This is a genomic window from Streptomyces sp. NPDC087906, from assembly GCF_055584925.1.
In genome coordinates, this window is record NZ_JBVJLC010000013.1 from 94,008 (window position 1) to 110,752 (window position 16,745).

Below are 16,745 nucleotides of genomic sequence, written 5' to 3' on the forward strand. Positions count from 1 at the left end.
TTCAGGCCCTGGCGCGCTGGGTGACCGCGATGCAGGCCAGTACGGCGACCGCCGCCACCGGCGCCGCCACCGTGAGGTGTTCGCCGAGCAGCAGCACCGACCAGGCCAACGTCAGCAGCGGCTGCGCCAGTTGGAGCTGACTGGCGCGGGCGACGCCGATCGCCGCCATGCCCCGGTACCAGACGTAGAGGCCGCAGAACGTCGAGCCCACCGCGACCCACACCAGCCCTGTCACCCCGTGCGCCGTCAGCCGCACCGGCTCGAAGGGCAGCGCGACGACGGCGCCCACCACGGCGAACGGCAGACAGCCGACCAGGGCCCAGCCGATCACCTGCCAGCCAGGCATCTCCCGGGCCAGCCTGCCCCCTTCGGTGTAACCGGCCGCGCAGACCAGCACAGCGCCGAAGGTGTACAGATCCGCGACGGACAGCCGGCCGCCGCTCTGCTGCACGGCGAAGGCCACCACGACGGCCGCACCGACGAGCGCCGCCGCCCAGAACGTACGCGAAGGCCGCCGGCCGGTGCGCAGCGCGGCGAACACGGCGGTCGTCAGCGGCAGCAGTCCCACCACGACAGCGGTGTGCGCGGACGTGGCCGACCCGAGCGCCAGCGTCGTCAGGGTGGGAAAGCCGATCACCACCCCGCCCGCGACGACGGCGAGCCCGCCCCGGTGCTCCCGCGCCGGGAGCGGCACCCGCAGCGCCAGCAGGAAGCCGCCCGCGACCAGGGCGGCGAGCGTGCTGCGCAGCGTGACCAGTGACCAGGGGCCGAAGCTCTCCAGGCCCCACACCGTGGAGGGGAAGGTGAGGGAGAAGGCGATCACCCCGAGCGCGGCGAGCAGGGTGCCGCCGCGGGCGCCACCGCCCTCGACTGCTATCGAAGCGGGGCGAGTAGCGCTATCCTGTGTTGTCATGTATGAGGGTAGCAGTGTGGCCGAATTGACGAAATCGCTACGCCAGGAGCTGGACCGCTACTCACCTGGTGGAAAACTGCCATCGAGCAGGGCGCTCGTCGAGCGCTACCGGGTCTCCCCGGTGACGGTCTCCCGCGCCCTCGCCGGGCTCGTCGCCGAGGGGCTCGTCGTCAGCCGTCCGGGCGCCGGGGTCTTCCGCGCCCACCCGAGGGCCGCGCCCCCGCCGCTCGGTGACACCTCCTGGCAGGAGGTCGCCCTCAGCGCCGACGCGGCGACCGACGCCGTGCCCCGGTCGGTCGACGCCTCCGGCGTGCTCGTCACCCTCGCCGCGCCCGCGCCCGGCGTCATCGAGTTCAACAGCGGCTATCTGCACTCCGTGCTCCAGCCCGAACAGGCCATGGCGGCGGCGCTCGCCAGGGCGGGGCGGCGGCCCGGCGCCTGGGGACGGCCGCCCGTCGAAGGCGTCCCCGAACTGCGCGCCTGGTTCGCCCGAGGCATCGGCGAGAGCTGCACCGCAGCCGACGTACTCGTCACCGCAGGCGGCCAGTCCGCGCTGACCACCGCCTTCCGCGCGCTCGCGCCGCCCGGCTCGCCCGTCCTCGTCGAATCCCCCACCTATCCAGGCATGTTGGCCATCGCCAGGGCGGCCGGGCTGCGGCCCGTCCCCGTCCCGGTCGACGCCGAGGGAGTACGGACCGAACTGCTCGAAGCAGCCTTCAAAGCCACCGGCGCCCGGCTCTTCGTCTGCCAGCCGCTCTTCCAGAACCCCACCGGCGCCGTGCTCTCCGCGGCCCGCCGCCCCGAGGTGCTGCGCATCGCGCGGGCCGCGGGTGCCTTCGTGGTCGAGGACGACTTCGTACGCCAACTGGTCCAGGAATCAGGTCCGTTGCCCCGGCCGCTCGCCGCAGACGACCCCGAGGGCGTGGTCGTGCACGTCAGTTCACTCACCAAGGCGACAGCCCCCAGCCTGCGTATCGGTGTACTCGCCGCCCGCGGCCCGGTGATGGAGCGGCTGCGGGCCATCCATGTCGTCGACACCTTCTTCGTACTGCGGCCACTGCAGGAAGCCACCATCGAACTCGTCGGCTCAGCCGCCTGGAGCCGCCATCTGCGCTCCGTCCACACGGCGTTGAAGCTCCGCAGGGACACCATGGTCGCCGCGCTCAGGACCGAGGTGCCCGAACTGGCCCTGCCGCACGTCCCGGCCGGCGGCTACCACCTCTGGCTCCGCCTCCCGGACGGCAGCGACGAGCAGGCCGTCGTCTCGGCGGCGCTGCGCGCCGGCGTCGCCGTGGCCCCCGGCCGCCCCTACTTCAGCGCCGAGCCGCCCGCACCCCACCTGCGCGTGAGCTTCGCGGGCGTGGCCGGTACGGCGGAGATCACCGAAGGCGTACGGCGGCTGCGCACCGCCTGCGACGAGGCGCTCGGCTGACCGTTCAGGATCCCGTCAACGCCATCTCCTGGGATATGCCGACGTCATGGGAAAACGTCCGGAAGCATTCCATGGTTGTCCATCGAGCCCCCCTTGACCAGCGTGGCTTTCGGATCGACGATCCTGGCCATGAGTGTTCGGGTCACGTTGGTCACCGCCGCGCGAAACTCGGACCTGTACGACGAGCGCTTCGACGACGACCGTCCGCTGAGCCGGGCCGGCTGGCACGAGATGCAACTCGTCGCACACGCCCTGGTCCCGCTGGCCGCCGCAGATCTCCGCTACTGCTCGCCGACCCTCCGCAGCCGCGCGACCGGCGACGCCCTCGGCTACGCACCGCTCGCCCAACCCGCCCTGCGGGACTGCGACATGGGCCGCTGGCGCGGCTTCACCCTGGCCGAGGTCGCCGCACGCGAACCGGCCGGTGTCGAGACCTGGCTGGCCGACCCGCGCGCCTCGCCGCACGGCGGCGAACCCTTGCTCGCCTTCATCGCGCGGATAGGGAACTGGCTGGACACCCGGCCCGCCGATGACATCGTTGCCATCGTGGCGGTCGCCGAACCCGCCGTCGTACGGGCGGCGCTCGTCTACGCGCTCAAGGCGCCGCCCCACACCTACTGGTCCTTCGACGTACGCCCGCTGTCGACCGTCACGCTGAACGGCGGTCCGGGCCGCTGGGTGGTACGGCTCGACGCGGGCGTCTGACCAGGACCAGCGGCGCCCGAAGCTCAGCCCGCCTCGGGGCTCAGCCCGCGTGGGGGCTCAGCCCGCCTCGGGGTCGTCAGGCTCGTCGGGCTCGCGGGGGTCGTTGGGCTCGCCGGGGTCGTCCGCCGGACCCGCATCCACCCCGCCCAGCGTGTCGAGGAGCTGCTGGCCGTACTTCGCCAGCTTGTTCTCGCCCACCCCGTTCACCGTGCCCAGCTCCTCCAGCGTCGACGGCGACAGCACCGCGATCTCGCGCAGCGTGGCGTCGTGGAAGATCACGTACGCCGGTACGCCCTGCTCCTTGGCCGTCGCACCGCGCCAGGCCCGCAGCGTCTCGAACACCGGCACGGCCCCGGCCGGCAGATCGACGGGCGCCGCCCGCTGCCTGGGGGTCTTCTCACGCGCCGCCTTGGCCGCCTTCGCCGCCTTCTCGGGCTCGCGCCGCAGCACGACGGGCCTGCGGCCGCCCAGCACCTCGCCGCTGTCGTCCGTGAGCACCAGCGTCCCGTACTCGCCCTCGACGGCGATCAGCCCCTGCGCCAGCAACTGCCGCGCCACACTGCGCCATTCGGCCTCACGCAGCTCCGTACCGATACCGAAGACACTGAGCGCGTCATGGTCGAACTGGATGACCTTCGCCGTCTTCTTGCCGAGCAGGATGTCCGTGATCTGCCCCGCGCCGAACTTCTGGTTGCGCTCCCGCTTCAGCCGCACCACGGTCGACAGCAGCTTCTGCGCCGGCACCGTCCCGTCGTACGACTCCGGCGGGGTCAGGCACGTGTCGCAGTTGCCGCAGGTGTCGCCCGCGCTCTGCTGGCCGAAATAGGCGAGGAGTTGGCGCCTGCGGCACTCGACCGTCTCGCACAGCGCGAGCATCGCGTCGACATGGGCGCTCAGCATCCGCCGGTGCGCGGCGTCGCCCTCGGACGTGTCGATCATCTTCCGCTGCTGGACCACGTCCTGGAGGCCGTACGCCAGCCAGGCCGTCGACGGCAGCCCGTCTCGCCCGGCCCGCCCGGTCTCCTGGTAGTACCCCTCGACGGACTTCGGCAGGTCGAGATGGGCGACGAACCGGACGTCAGGCTTGTCGATGCCCATCCCGAACGCGATCGTCGCGACCATCACCAGACCGTCCTCGCGCAGGAAGCGCGACTGGTTCGTGGCGCGGGTACGGGCGTCGAGACCCGCATGGTACGGCAGCGCGTCGACCCCGTTCTTCACCAGGAACTCGGCGGTCCTGTCCACCGAGGCGCGCGACAGGCAGTAGACGATCCCCGCGTCGCCGGGGTGCTCGGCGCGCAGCAGTTGCAGCAACTGGCGCTTCGGGTCGTCCTTCGGTACGACGCGGTACTGGATGTTGGGCCGGTCGAAGCTGGCGACGAAGTGCCGGGCGTCCTGGAGCTTCAGCCGCGAGGCGATCTCCGTGTGCGTGGCCTCGGTCGCCGTCGCGGTCAGCGCGATACGCGGCACGTCGGGCCAGCGTTCGTGCAGCGCCGACAGGGCGAGGTAGTCGGGCCGGAAGTCGTGCCCCCACTGCGCCACGCAGTGCGCCTCGTCGATGGCGAACAGCGAGATCGTGCCGCGCTCCAGCAGCCGTACGGTCGCGTCGACCCGCAGCCGCTCGGGCGCCAGATAGAGCAGATCCAGCTCACCGGCGAGGAACTCGGCCTCCACCAGCCGCCGTTCGTCGAGATCCTGGCTGGAGTTCAGGAACCCGGCCCGCACCCCGAGCGCCCTGAGCGCGTCGACCTGGTCCTGCATGAGCGCGATGAGCGGCGAGACGACCACGCCGACGCCCTTGCGCACCAGCGCGGGGATCTGGTAGCAGAGCGACTTGCCACCGCCGGTCGGCATGAGGACGAGCGCGTCGCCGCCGTCGACCACATGGTCGATGATCTCCTGCTGGCTGCCCCGGAAGGAGTCGTAGCCGAAGACCCGGTGCAGGACCCGCAGCGCCTCGCTCGTCTCGTCGGGCACCGGGGAAGGACCGGGTGCCTCGGGTGCTTCTGGACCGGTGTCGGGAGCGCTCATCCGGCGATTCTACGAGGGTCGGCGCGGTCGGTCCGACGGCCCGGTGCCCGGCGGCGAATCCCGTGGTGGAAAGGGTGAGCGAACGCCGCCGCCGTACGCGCTTGAGCTGTTCGAGGGGCGCAGCCACGCGTTCGGCGCGGACAGTGGCCGGCGCGACCTCGCCGACGAGGCGCTGGCTTTCCTCGCCCGCGACGGCCTCGCCCCGGCGGGTACGGCGACGGACCTGCGGCCCACCGCGCAGTCCCCCGAGTAGTCAGCTAGTCAGCTAGTCAGCGACGGCGTGGGTCGGTCCGCGCGGCCCGCGCCAGCAGCAGTGCCCGCTCGGGGGCGTTACGGGTCAGCGAAGCCGCCCGCTCGAACTCGGCGCGCGCCTCGTCCGTACGGCCGAGCCGCTCCAGCAGATCGCCCCTGACGCTCGGCAGCAGGTGGTAGTCCTTCAGGTCGGGGCCAGCCGCCAGGGCGTCCACCAGTGCGAGGCCCGCCTCGGGCCCCTGCGCCTTCGACACGGCGACCGCCCGGTTCAGCTCCACCACGGGGGACGGCGTCAGCGTCATCAGCCGGCCGTACAGCGCGGCGATCGCGTCCCAGTCCGTGTCCTCGTAGCGGACCGCCTGCGCGTGGCAGGCGGCGATGGCCGCCTGGACCGAGTACGGGCCGCCGCCCGCGCGGTGCAGCGCCTCGATGCCGCGCCGGATGAGCACGCGGTTCCACCGGGAGCGGTCCTGGTCGGCGAGGAGGACCGGCTCGCCGTCATGGTTCGTACGGGCCGCGATACGGGACGCCTGAAACTCCAGGAGCGCGGCGAGGCCGTGCACCTCCGGCTCGTCGGGCATCAGCCCCGCCAGCACCCGGGCCAGCCGCAGCGCGTCCTCGCACAGCGCGGGGCGTACGAGATCGTCGCCTGCCGTCGCCGAGTACCCCTCGTTGAAGATCAGGTAGATGACCTCGCAGACCGAGGAGACCCGGCCGGGCCGGTCGGCGGCGCCGGGGACCTCGAAGGGCACCCCGGCCTTGGCGAGGGTGCGCTTCGCCCGGACGATGCGCTGGGCGACCGCGGGTTCGGAGGCGAGGAAGGCGCGGGCGATCTCCTCCGTGGTGAGCCCGCCGAGCAGCCGCAGGGTCAGCGCGATCCTGGCCTGGGTCGACAGCACGGGATGGCAGGCGGTGAAGATCAGCCGCAGCAGGTCGTCGTCGATGTCGTCCACGTCGGGGGGCTCGGCGGGCGGCGCGTCCTCCAGCGTCCTGCCGACCTCGGCCAGCTTGCGCGCGTACGTCTCCTTGCGGCGTACGAGATCGATCGCGCGATGCCGGGCCGTGGCCGTCAGCCAGGCCCCCGGCCGGTCCGGCACGCCCGTCTGCGGCCACTGCTCCAGGGCGGCGACCAGCGCGTCCTGCGCGATCTCCTCGGCGATGCCGACGTCCCGTACCACCCGGGTGACGCTCGCGATGATCCGCGCGGACTCGATCCTGAACACCGCTTCGACCGTCTCCGCCACGCTTGCTGCCGTCACGGCAACCCATCAGAACAGCAGGGCGGGGACGGGGCAACCGCGGGCCCCTGCGATGCGCGCTGGTACGCGGGGCCCGCGGTTGGCCTGCCGGCGGTCAGCCCTCGTCGATCTGGCGGACCTCGGAGGTGACGGTCCAGTCGTCCGGGTGGCAGGCCAGGAACCGCTTGGTCCACTCCATCGCCTCCGCCTTGTCCTTCACCTGGAGGATGGCGTAGCCGCCGACGACTTCCTTCGTCTCGGTGAACGGCCCGTCGGTGTAGCTGAACTCCCCGCCGGACCTGGTGACCCGGGTGCCCTCGGCGGACGAGGTGAGCCCGGCCGTGTCCAGCATGACGCCGGCCTTGGTGATCTCCTCGAACAGCGCCCCCATCCGCGCCCCGGCCTCGGGGCCCATGTCGGCGGGGGAGTACTTCTCCTCGATACGTACCAGTGTCAGAAAGCGCGGCATGACGACTCCTCGGTCGGAAACGACGACGGGACCTGTGCCCGCCTCTCACCCTTGCGTCGAACGGGCGGGGCCCGGATCGACACCCCCACCGGAAATTCTTCGGCGAATGTTCCCGGCGGGCCACCGGGACCCCACCGGCGGGCCCCCGGCGGCGCAGTGCGGCGCCCCGCCGCGCGCGGCACAGTGGAGACATGACCGCACACGACGACGATCCGCTGGCCGGCGCACGCGTGGCGACGCGGCTGCCCGCCCAGGACCTGGACCGGGCCCGCCGCTTCTACGCCGAGACGCTCGGCCTGCGCCCCGTGGACGAACGGCCGGGCGGGCTGCTGTACCGCGGCGGGGGAGTGGACTTCGTCCTCTTCCAGTCGACGGGAGCCTCGCCCGGCACCTTCACGCAGATGGCGTTCGAGGTAGCCGACCTGGAAGCGGTCGTGTCGGAACTGAAGCGGCGCGGTGTGACGTTCGAGGAGGTCGACGCGCCGGGCCTGCGTACGCGGAACGGAATCGCCGAGATCGGGGGCAACTACCCGAGCAAGGGCGCCCGCGGCGAACGCGGCGCGTGGTTCCACGACAGCGAGGGAAACCTGCTGGGCATCGGCGAACTGGTCACCTGACCGCCCCCGCGCGGGCCGCGCCACGAGCGCGGGCGGGTTGGCCGCGCGTGTCGTACGCGCGGCCGACGCGCCCCCCGACCCGGGCCCGCAACGCCTGGCACCCGGCCGGACGCCGCAGGCTGATCCCTGAAGATCGGCCGGTCGGGACCTCGGCCCTGACCGGGACCAGAGACCTACGCGGCGGCGCCGAACCACCTCGGCAAGCTGTCCGTCAGCTCCCGCTGGTCGTCGCCGACCCACGCCACATGGCCGTCCGGTCGCAGCAGCACCGCCGGTACGGTCAGCTCCTCCCCGCCGTCCACGACATGGTCGACCCGGTCCGACCAGCCCTCGACCGAGAGCCGTCCCGTCTGGTCGAGCAGCAGTCCGCGGCCCGCGCGCGTCAACTCGTAGAGCCGGCCGCGCTTCAGCGGCACGTCCCGCATCCGCCGGCCGAGCAGTTCGTGCCCGTCGCCGAAGTCGTAGCGGATCCCGATCGCGATGATCTTCTCGGTCAGATGCCGGTTCACCTCGTCGAAGTCCATCAGCTCGGCGACCAGTCTGCGTACGGTCTGCGCGCCGGGGTCCGGGGACATGAGCTGCATCTGCGCGCGGGTGTTCTCCAGCACGTCGGCGGCGACCGCGTGCCGTTCGGTGTGGTAGCTGTCCAGCAGCCCCTCGGCCGCCCAGCCGTTGATCTCGGCCGCCAGCTTCCAGCCGAGGTTGAACGCGTCCTGGACACCGAGGTTCAGGCCCTGGCCGCCCACCGGCGGGTGGACGTGCGCCGCGTCGCCCGCCAGCAGTACCCGGCCGGTGCGGTAGCGCTCGGCGAGCCGGGTGGCGTCGCCGAAGCGGGAGAGCCAGCGCGGCGAGTGCACCCCGAAGTCGGTGCCGCCGTACGCCCGTAGCTGCCGCTTGAAGTCGTCGAGGGTCGGCGGGACCGAGCGGTCGCCGGCCACCCCGTCCGCCGGTACGACGACACGGAACCGGTGCTCCCCGAAAGGACCGACGCCGAACCGCAGATGGGTCTTGCGGACCTCACCCACCACGGCGGCGATCTCCTCCGCGGAGGCGGCCACGTCCATCTCGCCCACCAGGGTGTCGGTCCTGGACGGCTCGCCGGGAAAGCCGACGCCGAGCAGCCTGCGCACCGTACTGCGGCCGCCGTCGCAACCGACCAGATACCGCGCGCGCAGCTCCGTACCGTCGGCCAGCTCGACGCTCACCCCCTCGGCGGACTGGCTCAGCCCGACCAGCTCGCAGCCGCGCCGGACCTCCGCACCCAGCTCCACGGCGCGCTCGGCCAGCAGCCGGTCGATGATCGGCTGCGGAATGCCGAGGACATAGCCGTGCGCCGTGTCCAGCCCCTCGGGCGCCGGCTTGGCGATGGCCGCGAAGAACCCGCCGAGCGGATACCGCCGGCCCTCCGCGAGGAACCGCTCCAGCAGCCCGCGCTGGTCCATCACCTCGATGCTGCGCACATGCAGCCCCAGCGAGCGGATGAACGCGGCGGGCTCGGCATCCTTCTCCACCACGACCACCCGCACGCCGTGCAGCCGCAGCTCGCCGGCCAGCATCATCCCGGCCGGTCCCGCACCGGCGATGATCACGTCAATCATGAAATTCCCCCATAGCAAAGTCACGCACTTGGTCGGAGCAAAGTCCCGCAGACAGTCGTAAAGAGGGAGATTCCCTCAGGTTCCCTGCCCAGGCGGGCCATTCTGCGGCACACCCGGGGCCTTGCCGCAAGGCCCCCCGTGCGCTATACCTTGGGTGTGGCAAGGAGTGGCTTATCTCCTTGCCTTTGCTTTTGGCCTACGTTGCATAAAGCTGCGGTCGAACGTATAGTCATGCCCTTACCGAGGAGGGTTTTCGATGGCTGTACGTGCAGCGGTGGCGGGAGCGAGCGGGTACGCGGGCGGGGAACTGCTCCGCCTGCTCCTCGGCCACCCCGAGGTCGAGATCGGCGCCGTCACAGGACACTCCAGCGCGGGCGAGCGCCTCGGTTCGCTCCAGCCGCATCTGCTGCCGCTGGCCGACCGGGTGCTGCTGCCCACCACCGCCGACGCGCTCGCCGGGCACGACGTGGTCTTCCTCGCCCTGCCGCACGGCCAGTCCGCCGCCGTCGCCGAGCAGCTCGGCGACGACGTGCTCGTCGTCGACATGGGCGCCGACTTCAGGCTGAAGGACGCCGCCGACTGGGAGCGGTTCTACGGCTCGCCGCACGCCGGCACCTGGCCGTACGGGCTGCCCGAGCTGCCCGGGGCCCGCGCGGCGCTCGCCGGGACCCGGCGCGTCGCCGTCCCCGGCTGCTACCCCACCGCCGTCTCGCTCGCGCTCTTCCCCGCGTACGCCGCCGGTCTCGTCGAGCCGGAAGCCGTGATCACCGCCGCCTCCGGCACCTCGGGCGCCGGCAAGTCGGCCAAACCCCATCTGCTCGGCTCCGAGGTCATGGGCTCCATGTCCCCGTACGGCGTCGGCGGCGGCCACCGGCACACCCCCGAGATGATCCAGAACCTCAGCGCCGCCGCGGGGGAGCGGATCAGCGTCTCCTTCACCCCGACCCTCGCCCCCATGCCGCGCGGCATCCTCGCCACCTGCTCCGCCAAGGCCACGCCCGGCACCACGGCGCAAGGCATCAGGGACGCCTACACCAAGGCCTTCGCCGACGAACCGTTCGTCCGTCTGTTGCCCGAAGGCCAATGGCCGGCCACCGCGTCCGTCTACGGTTCCAACGCCGTTCAGATCCAGGTCGCCCACGACCCGGACGCCGGGCGCGTCATCGCGATCAGCGCCATCGACAACCTCACCAAGGGCACCGCAGGCGGCGCGGTGCAGAGCATGAACATCGCCCTCGGGCTCGCCGAGGACACCGGACTTTCCACGATCGGAGTGGCACCGTGAGCGTCACCGCAGCGCAGGGGTTCACCGCGGCCGGCATCGCCGCGGGAATCAAGGAGAGCGGCGGCCCCGACCTGGCCCTCGTGGTCAACACCGGGCCGCGCACAGCGGCGGCCGGTGTCTTCACCTCCAACCGCGTCAAGGCGGCGCCTGTCCTCTGGACCGAACAGGTCGTCAAGGGCGGTGCGATCACCGCCGTCGTCCTCAACTCCGGTGGCGCCAACGCCTGTACGGGACCCCAGGGCTTCCAGGACACCCACGCCACGGCCGAGAAGGTCGCCGAGGTGCTGACCGCCGACGTGCTGACCGCCACCGGCCCGGCCGAGCACAGCGCGGGTGAGATCGCCGTCGCCTCCACCGGCCTGATCGGCATTCCGCTCCCCATGGACAAGCTGCTGCCCGGCGTCGAGAAGGCCGCCGCGGCCCTCTCCGAGCACGGCGGCGAGAAGGCCGCCATCGCCATCAAGACCACCGACACGGTCCACAAGACCGCCGTAGCGGGCGGCGAGGGCTGGACCGTCGGCGGCATGGCCAAGGGCGCCGGCATGCTCGCGCCGGGACTCGCCACCATGCTGGTCGTCCTCACCACCGACGCCGACGTGGAGACGTCCGCGCTCGACACCGCGCTGCGCGCCGCCACCCGTACCACCTTCGACCGCGTCGACTCCGACGGCTGCATGTCCACCAACGACACCGTGCTGCTGCTCGCCTCGGGCGCCGCGGGGGTGACACCCCCGTACGACGAGTTCGCCGAGGCCGTCCGCACGGTCTGCGCCGATCTCGCGCGGCAGCTCATCGGGGACGCGGAAGGCGCCTCCAAGGACATCAGGATCGAAGTGATCAACGCGGCGACCGAGGACGACGCCGTCGAGGTGGGCCGCTCCATCGCCCGCAACAACCTCCTCAAGTGCGCCATCCACGGCGAGGACCCCAACTGGGGGCGGGTGCTCTCCGCCATCGGCACGACGGGCGCCGCCTTCGAGCCCGACCAGCTCAACGTCGCCATCAACGGCGTCTGGGTCTGCAAGAACGGCGCGGTCGGCGAGGACCGCGAGCTGGTCGACATGCGCTACCGCGAGGTGAAGATCACCGCCGATCTGGCGGCGGGCGGCGACTCCGCCGTGATCTGGGCCAACGACCTCACCGCCGACTACGTCCACGAGAACAGCGCGTACAGCTCATGAGCACCCGACAGCACACCGCACTGCCCAAGGCGCAGATCCTCGTCGAGGCCCTGCCCTGGCTGATCCGCCACCACGGCAAGGTCGTCGTCATCAAGTTCGGCGGCAACGCCATGGTCGACGAGGACCTCAAGGCAGCCTTCGCGCAGGACGTCGTCTTCCTGCGGCAGGCCGGCCTCAAGCCCGTCGTCGTGCACGGCGGCGGCCCGCAGATCAGCGCCCAGCTCGACCGGCACGGGCTGGTCAGCGAGTTCAAGGCCGGGCTGCGCGTCACCACACCCGAGGCGATGGACGTCGTACGGATGGTGCTCGCCGGACAGGTCCAGCGCGAACTCGTCGGGCTGCTCAACCAGCACGGCCCGCTCGCCGTCGGTATGACGGGCGAGGACGCGCACACCATCACGGCGACCCAGCACCGCCCGCTCATCGACGGCGAGATGGTCGACATCGGCCGGGTCGGCGAGATCACCGCGATCGACACCGGCGCCATCGAGGCGCTGCTCGGCGACGGCCGGATCCCCGTCATCTCCTCGATCGCGCGCAGCGCGGAGGACAACCACGTCTACAACGTCAACGCCGACACCGCGGCGGCCGCGCTCGCCGCGGCGCTCGGCGCCGAGACGATGATGGTCCTCACCGACGTCGAGGGCCTGTACGAGGACTGGCCGAACAGCGACGACGTGATCAGCAGGCTCACCGCCACCCAGCTCGAAAAGCTGCTGCCCGACCTCTCCAGCGGCATGGTGCCCAAGATGGAGGGCTGTCTGCACGCCGTGCGGGGCGGCGTCTCCACGGCCCGCGTGATCGACGGGCGGGTGCCGCACTCGATCCTGCTGGAGATCTTCACCGACGAGGGAATCGGCACGATGGTCGTGCCGGACGGACCGGACACAGGGGGAGTTCAGTGACCGCCAACGACGCACTCGTACAGCGCTGGCAAGGCGTGATGACGGACAACTACGGCACGCCGAAGCTGTCCCTCGTACGCGGCGAAGGGGCCACCCTCTGGGACGCGGACGGCAACCGCTACACCGACTTCGTCGGCGGTCTCGCCGTCAACGCGCTGGGCCACGGCCACCCCGCCGTCGTCGAGGCCGTCTCGAAGCAGATCGCGGCCCTCGGCCATGTCTCCAACCTCTTCATCGCCGAACCGCCGATCGCCCTCGCCGAGCGGCTCATCCAGGCGTTCGGCCGCCCCGGCCGGGTCTTCTTCTGCAACTCGGGCGCCGAGGCCAACGAAGCGGCCTTCAAGATCGGCCGGCTGACGGGCCGTACGCACATGGTCGCCACCGAAGGCGGCTTCCACGGCCGCACGATGGGCTCGCTCGCCCTCACCGGCCAGCAGCCGAAGCGGGCCCCGTTCCTGCCGCTGCCGGGCGACGTCACCCACGTACCGTTCGGCGACGTCGAGGCGCTGCGCGCCGCCGTCACCACCGACACCGCGTTCGTGATCATCGAGCCGATCCAGGGCGAACTCGGCGTGGTCGTGCCGCCGAAGGGCTATCTGGAGGCGGCCAGGGAGATCACCCGCGCCACCGGCACCCTGCTCGTCCTGGACGAGGTGCAGACGGGTGTCGGCAGGACGGGCCACTGGTTCGAGCACCAGGCGCACCAGGGCGTCGAGCCCGATGTCGTCACCCTCGCCAAGGGGCTCGGCGGCGGGCTGCCGCTCGGCGCGACCATCGCCTTCGGCCCGGCGGCGGACCTGCTCAAGCCCGGCCAGCACGGGACGACGTTCGGCGGCAACCCGGTCGCCTGCGCGGCGGGGCTCGCCGTGCTGGACACCCTCGCGGCCGACGGGGTGCTCGACCAGGTCAAGCGGCTCGGCGAGCGGCTGCGCGACGGCGTCGAAGGGCTCGGCCACCCGCTGGTGTCCCATGTCCGCGGCGCGGGCCTGCTGCTGGGTATCGTGCTCACCGAGCCGCTCGCGCCCCAGGTGCAGCGGGCGGCTCAGGACGCCGGCCTCCTGGTCAACGTGCCCGCCCCCGACGTGATCAGGCTGATGCCGCCGCTGATCATCGGCGACGAAGAGGTGGACGAGTTCCTCAGGGCCCTGCCCGGCATCCTCGACGACGCGTACGGGAACGGAAGAGCCGGAGAATGAGACGACGATGACCGAGGCCCCGGAAACAGAGCAGGGCGGGCAGTCCGTACCGCAGACGCGCACGGCGCGCCACCGCCGGATCGTGGACATCCTCAACCGGCAGCCGGTGCGCTCCCAGAGCCAGTTGGCCAAGCTCCTCGCCGACGACGGACTGAGCGTCACCCAGGCGACGCTCTCCCGCGACCTGGACGAGCTGGGCGCCGTGAAGATCCGCAACACCGGTGGTGAGCTGATCTACGCCGTGCCCAGCGAGGGCGGCTACCGCACCCCGCACGCCCCCCTCGGCGAATCGGCGAAGGAGGAGCGGATGCGCAGGCTCTCCGCCGAACTGCTCATCTCCGCCGAGGCCTCGGCCAATCTCGTCGTGCTCCGCACCCCGCCGGGCGCCGCCCAGTTCCTCGCGTCCTCCATCGACCAGGCCGAGTTGAGCGACGTACTCGGCACGATCGCGGGCGACGACACGCTGATGCTGATCAGCAGGGACCCGGCGGGCGGCCAGGCGCTCGCCGACCATCTGCTCAAGCTGGCCCAGAACCCCCGCTGACCGCACCGCCCCCGGACAGCGCGGGGGCGGCCTTGGTGGCCTTGGTGGTCAGTAGCGGGTGAGGGCCGTCGCACCCGACTCGGTGCCCATCGCGATGTGCGGGGAGCGGCGCGGATCGGCCCAGGCCAGGATCGCGCTCATCGCGTCGGCCGGGACGGACACACAGCCGGCGGTCGCCCCCTTGCCGTTCACATGCAGGAAGATCCCGGCGCCCCTGCCGTGCACCGGGGTGTCGTAGTTGTAGCCGACGACCAGTGCCCGCGCGTACTGCTCGGTGTACTCGGACAGATGCTCGGCCTCGGCGGCGCGGCAGTCGGCGGGCAGCCCTTCGGTCCAGCGGTTGTACGCGGTCGACTCGTTGTCCTCGCACCACCAGGAGTCGTCGCCCACCGGCCGGTAGACGAACCGCGTCCCGGCGGGCGCGGGCGCGATGCCGAAGGCGTACGGCAGGTCGTAGAGGCCCGTCGGCGTGGTGGACGTGCCCTGGACGCGCCGCTCGCCGTCCACGAGCCCGCCCGACCCGAAGCGCGCGTCCGCCGAGCCCGCCTCGACCCACCGGCCCTCGCGCAGGTCCCACCAGGACAGCTTGCCGGTGGTGGACCCGGTGTCCGGGGCCTGCGCGGTGATGAGCTGGCTGCCGCCGCCGGTGTCCGCCATCCGCTCGGGTAGCGCCGCCTCGGGGGCTACGGGGGCGGGGCCGACGCCCGTGGTGGTGGCGAGGGCGAGCAGGACGGAGCCGAGCACAAGTCCGGTACGCATGCTCAGGACGGTAACCCGCCACACCCCTGACGGCCCCTCAGCCGACCCCGTACGGGTGAGGCCCGGTCCTGCGGGCCCGCAGCGTGGGATCCGGACGGTACGCGGCCGACCGCCCGTCGCGGTGGCACAGCGCGTCGACGGCGGCGGGCCGGGCGTGCGGTTGTTCGTACCCGTGCTCGATCCGTACCTCTTGGTCGACATCGACCCAGGTCGCCGCGTCGGTCAGATCCCGTTCTTCCCAGCTCTGCATGGCCGGAGCCCAGGGCGGACAGAGCTGAGGGCGCCGATCATTTTCGGCGGTTTTGACAAAGCATACGGACCACTGCATAGTTATACCCATCAGTGAATGCATCGTAAGGAGATACCCGTGACCGAGCGCGTCGTACTCGCCTACTCGGGCGGCCTGGACACCTCCGTCGCCATCGGCTGGATCGCCGAGGAGACGGGCGCCGAGGTCATCGCCGTTGCCGTGGACGTCGGCCAGGGCGGCGAGGACCTGGACGTCATCCGCAAGCGCGCGCTCGCCTGCGGTGCTGTCGAGGCCGAGGTCGCCGACGCCAAGGACGAGTTCGCCGACGAGTACTGCCTCCCGGCGATCCAGGCCAACGCCCTTTACATGGACCGCTACCCGCTGGTCTCGGCCCTTTCCCGGCCGGCCATCGTCAAGCACCTCGTGGCCGCCGCCCACAAGCACGGCGCGGGCATCGTCGCGCACGGCTGCACCGGCAAGGGCAACGACCAGGTGCGGTTCGAGGCGGGTATCTCCGCGCTCGGTCCCGATCTGAAGTGCATCGCCCCCGTCCGCGACTACGCGATGACCCGGGACAAGGCGATCGCCTTCTGCGAGGAGAAGAACCTCCCGATCGCGACCACCAAGAAGTCCCCTTACTCCATCGACCAGAACGTCTTCGGACGCGCCGTGGAGACGGGGTTCCTCGAAGACATCTGGAACGGTCCGATCGAGGACATCTACGAGTACACGCAGAACCCTGCCGAGCAGCGCGAGGCCGACGAGGTCGTCATCTCCTTCAAGGAGGGCGTCCCGGTCGCGATCGACGGCAAGCCCGTCACCGTCCTGCAGGCCATCCAGCAGCTCAACCAGCGGGCCGGCGGCCAGGGCATCGGCCGGATCGACATGGTCGAGGACCGGCTCGTCGGCATCAAGTCCCGCGAGGTGTACGAGGCGCCGGGCGCCATCGCGCTGATCACCGCGCACCAGGAGCTGGAGAGCGTGACGGTCGAGCGCGAACTGGCCCGCTACAAGCGGCAGGTCGAGCAGCGCTGGGGCGAACTGGTCTACGACGGCCTGTGGTTCTCGCCGCTCAAGCGCGCCCTGGACGGCTTCATCAAGGAGGCCAACCAGCACGTCACGGGCGAGATCCGGATGACGCTGCACGGCGGCCGCGCCGTCGTCACGGGCCGCAAGTCCCCCGAGTCGCTCTACGACTTCAACCTCGCCACCTACGACTCGGGCGACACCTTCGACCAGTCCAAGGCCCAGGGCTTCATCGAGATCTTCGGCCTCTCGTCGAAGATCGCCGCCAAGCGCGACCTCGCCTGACCCGCGTACGCGCCTGACGCCGACGCGACCGAACAGGACAGCCGCCTCCCCGTCCCAGC

At 71.7% G+C, this 16,745-nt stretch carries 17 protein-coding genes; 10 read left to right on the forward strand and 7 right to left on the reverse strand.

The genetic code is table 11. The annotated features are described in order from the left end of the window. Position 1: 1 nt before the first annotated feature. Positions 2-913 (reverse strand): DMT family transporter, encoded by a 912-nt coding sequence (locus ACZ63I_RS29785; protein ID WP_469342314.1) that lies wholly within the window; start codon positions 911-913, stop codon positions 2-4. Here ACZ63I_RS29785 and ACZ63I_RS29790 point away from each other — a divergent pair. Then, positions 912-2,345, forward strand: coding sequence for an aminotransferase-like domain-containing protein (locus tag ACZ63I_RS29790; protein ID WP_469342316.1), 1,434 nt, complete (start codon positions 912-914; stop codon positions 2,343-2,345). The two genes, ACZ63I_RS29785 and ACZ63I_RS29790, sit on opposite strands and share 2 nt — an antisense overlap. Before the next feature lie 129 nt (positions 2,346-2,474). Next, positions 2,475-3,050 carry a histidine phosphatase family protein gene (locus ACZ63I_RS29795; protein ID WP_469342318.1) on the forward strand — a complete coding sequence of 192 codons (576 nt, stop codon included), beginning with the start codon at positions 2,475-2,477 and terminating at the stop codon, positions 3,048-3,050. 57 nt (positions 3,051-3,107) lie between these two features. Here ACZ63I_RS29795 and recQ read toward each other — a convergent pair whose 3' ends face one another. Then, positions 3,108-5,081 (reverse strand): DNA helicase RecQ, encoded by a 1,974-nt coding sequence (recQ, locus tag ACZ63I_RS29800; RefSeq protein WP_469342320.1) that lies wholly within the window; start codon positions 5,079-5,081, stop codon positions 3,108-3,110. A gap of 43 nt (positions 5,082-5,124) precedes the next feature. On the opposite strand from recQ, the gene ACZ63I_RS29805 reads away from it, so the two are divergent. Next, complete coding sequence (locus ACZ63I_RS29805; protein WP_469342322.1) at positions 5,125-5,334, forward strand: hypothetical protein; 210 nt, start codon at positions 5,125-5,127, stop codon at positions 5,332-5,334. Positions 5,335-5,350: 16 nt separating this feature from the next. Here the strand turns inward: ACZ63I_RS29805 and ACZ63I_RS29810 are convergent, their stop codons facing one another. Next, a complete protein-coding gene (locus ACZ63I_RS29810; protein ID WP_469342323.1) occupies positions 5,351-6,592 on the reverse strand; it encodes an RNA polymerase sigma factor in 1,242 nt (413 codons plus the stop codon). 94 nt (positions 6,593-6,686) lie between these two features. Next, a complete protein-coding gene (locus tag ACZ63I_RS29815; RefSeq protein ID WP_469342324.1) occupies positions 6,687-7,040 on the reverse strand; it encodes a YciI family protein in 354 nt (117 codons plus the stop codon). 191 nt (positions 7,041-7,231) lie between these two features. Here ACZ63I_RS29815 and ACZ63I_RS29820 point away from each other — a divergent pair, with 191 nt between their 5' ends. Beyond that, entirely contained in the window at positions 7,232-7,657 is a 426-nt protein-coding gene (locus ACZ63I_RS29820) for a VOC family protein (protein ID WP_469342325.1), read from the forward strand. A gap of 173 nt (positions 7,658-7,830) precedes the next feature. Here ACZ63I_RS29820 and rox read toward each other — a convergent pair whose 3' ends face one another. Then, positions 7,831-9,255, reverse strand: coding sequence for a rifampin monooxygenase (gene rox, locus ACZ63I_RS29825; protein ID WP_469342326.1), 1,425 nt, complete (start codon positions 9,253-9,255; stop codon positions 7,831-7,833). A 256-nt stretch (positions 9,256-9,511) separates the two neighbouring features. Here rox and argC point away from each other — a divergent pair, with 256 nt between their 5' ends. The 5 genes from argC to ACZ63I_RS29850 are packed head-to-tail and all read left to right on the forward strand — an operon-like array spanning position 9,512 to position 14,366. Next, complete coding sequence (argC, locus tag ACZ63I_RS29830) at positions 9,512-10,540, forward strand: N-acetyl-gamma-glutamyl-phosphate reductase (protein WP_469342327.1); 1,029 nt, start codon at positions 9,512-9,514, stop codon at positions 10,538-10,540. Beyond that, entirely contained in the window at positions 10,537-11,721 is a 1,185-nt protein-coding gene (gene argJ, locus ACZ63I_RS29835) for a bifunctional glutamate N-acetyltransferase/amino-acid acetyltransferase ArgJ (RefSeq protein WP_469342329.1), read from the forward strand. Before argC ends, argJ begins: the two co-directional genes overlap by 4 nt. Continuing rightward, positions 11,718-12,626, forward strand: a complete 909-nt coding sequence (gene argB, locus ACZ63I_RS29840) for an acetylglutamate kinase (RefSeq protein ID WP_469342331.1) — start codon at positions 11,718-11,720, stop codon at positions 12,624-12,626. The genes argJ and argB overlap by 4 nt, the downstream gene beginning before the upstream one ends. Then, the gene (locus ACZ63I_RS29845; RefSeq protein ID WP_469342332.1) at positions 12,623-13,822 is read left to right on the forward strand and encodes an acetylornithine transaminase; all 1,200 of its coding nucleotides are present in this window, start codon (positions 12,623-12,625) and stop codon (positions 13,820-13,822) included. Before argB ends, ACZ63I_RS29845 begins: the two co-directional genes overlap by 4 nt. A 7-nt stretch (positions 13,823-13,829) precedes the next feature. After that, positions 13,830-14,366: an arginine repressor gene (locus tag ACZ63I_RS29850; protein WP_041991516.1), complete on the forward strand. Its 537-nt coding sequence runs from the start codon at positions 13,830-13,832 to the stop codon at positions 14,364-14,366. Between the two features lie 48 nt (positions 14,367-14,414). On the opposite strand, the gene ACZ63I_RS29855 is transcribed toward ACZ63I_RS29850, so the two are convergent. Further along, positions 14,415-15,125 carry a L,D-transpeptidase family protein gene (locus tag ACZ63I_RS29855; protein ID WP_469342333.1) on the reverse strand — a complete coding sequence of 237 codons (711 nt, stop codon included), beginning with the start codon at positions 15,123-15,125 and terminating at the stop codon, positions 14,415-14,417. 37 nt (positions 15,126-15,162) lie between these two features. Continuing rightward, on the reverse strand, positions 15,163-15,375 hold the full coding sequence (locus ACZ63I_RS29860; RefSeq protein ID WP_469342335.1) for a hypothetical protein: 213 nt from the start codon (positions 15,373-15,375) through the stop codon (positions 15,163-15,165). Positions 15,376-15,492: 117 nt separating this feature from the next. Between ACZ63I_RS29860 and ACZ63I_RS29865 the strand changes: the two genes are divergently transcribed. Next, a complete protein-coding gene (locus ACZ63I_RS29865; protein WP_469342336.1) occupies positions 15,493-16,686 on the forward strand; it encodes an argininosuccinate synthase in 1,194 nt (397 codons plus the stop codon). The last annotated feature ends 59 nt before the right edge of the window (positions 16,687-16,745 follow it).

Coding starts and splice junctions, on each gene's coding strand:
- argB (WP_469342331.1), top strand. CDS start 11,718: ATGAGCACCCGACAGCACACCGCACTGCCCAAGGCGCAGATCCTCGTC.
- ACZ63I_RS29855 (WP_469342333.1), bottom strand. CDS start 15,125: ATGCGTACCGGACTTGTGCTCGGCTCCGTCCTGCTCGCCCTCGCCACC.
- ACZ63I_RS29795 (WP_469342318.1), top strand. CDS start 2,475: ATGAGTGTTCGGGTCACGTTGGTCACCGCCGCGCGAAACTCGGACCTG.
- ACZ63I_RS29860 (WP_469342335.1), bottom strand. CDS start 15,375: ATGCAGAGCTGGGAAGAACGGGATCTGACCGACGCGGCGACCTGGGTC.
- ACZ63I_RS29785 (WP_469342314.1), bottom strand. CDS start 913: ATGACAACACAGGATAGCGCTACTCGCCCCGCTTCGATAGCAGTCGAG.
- argC (WP_469342327.1), top strand. CDS start 9,512: ATGGCTGTACGTGCAGCGGTGGCGGGAGCGAGCGGGTACGCGGGCGGG.
- ACZ63I_RS29815 (WP_469342324.1), bottom strand. CDS start 7,040: ATGCCGCGCTTTCTGACACTGGTACGTATCGAGGAGAAGTACTCCCCC.
- recQ (WP_469342320.1), bottom strand. CDS start 5,081: ATGAGCGCTCCCGACACCGGTCCAGAAGCACCCGAGGCACCCGGTCCT.
- ACZ63I_RS29820 (WP_469342325.1), top strand. CDS start 7,232: ATGACCGCACACGACGACGATCCGCTGGCCGGCGCACGCGTGGCGACG.
- ACZ63I_RS29790 (WP_469342316.1), top strand. CDS start 912: ATGTATGAGGGTAGCAGTGTGGCCGAATTGACGAAATCGCTACGCCAG.
- ACZ63I_RS29850 (WP_041991516.1), top strand. CDS start 13,830: ATGACCGAGGCCCCGGAAACAGAGCAGGGCGGGCAGTCCGTACCGCAG.
- rox (WP_469342326.1), bottom strand. CDS start 9,255: ATGATTGACGTGATCATCGCCGGTGCGGGACCGGCCGGGATGATGCTG.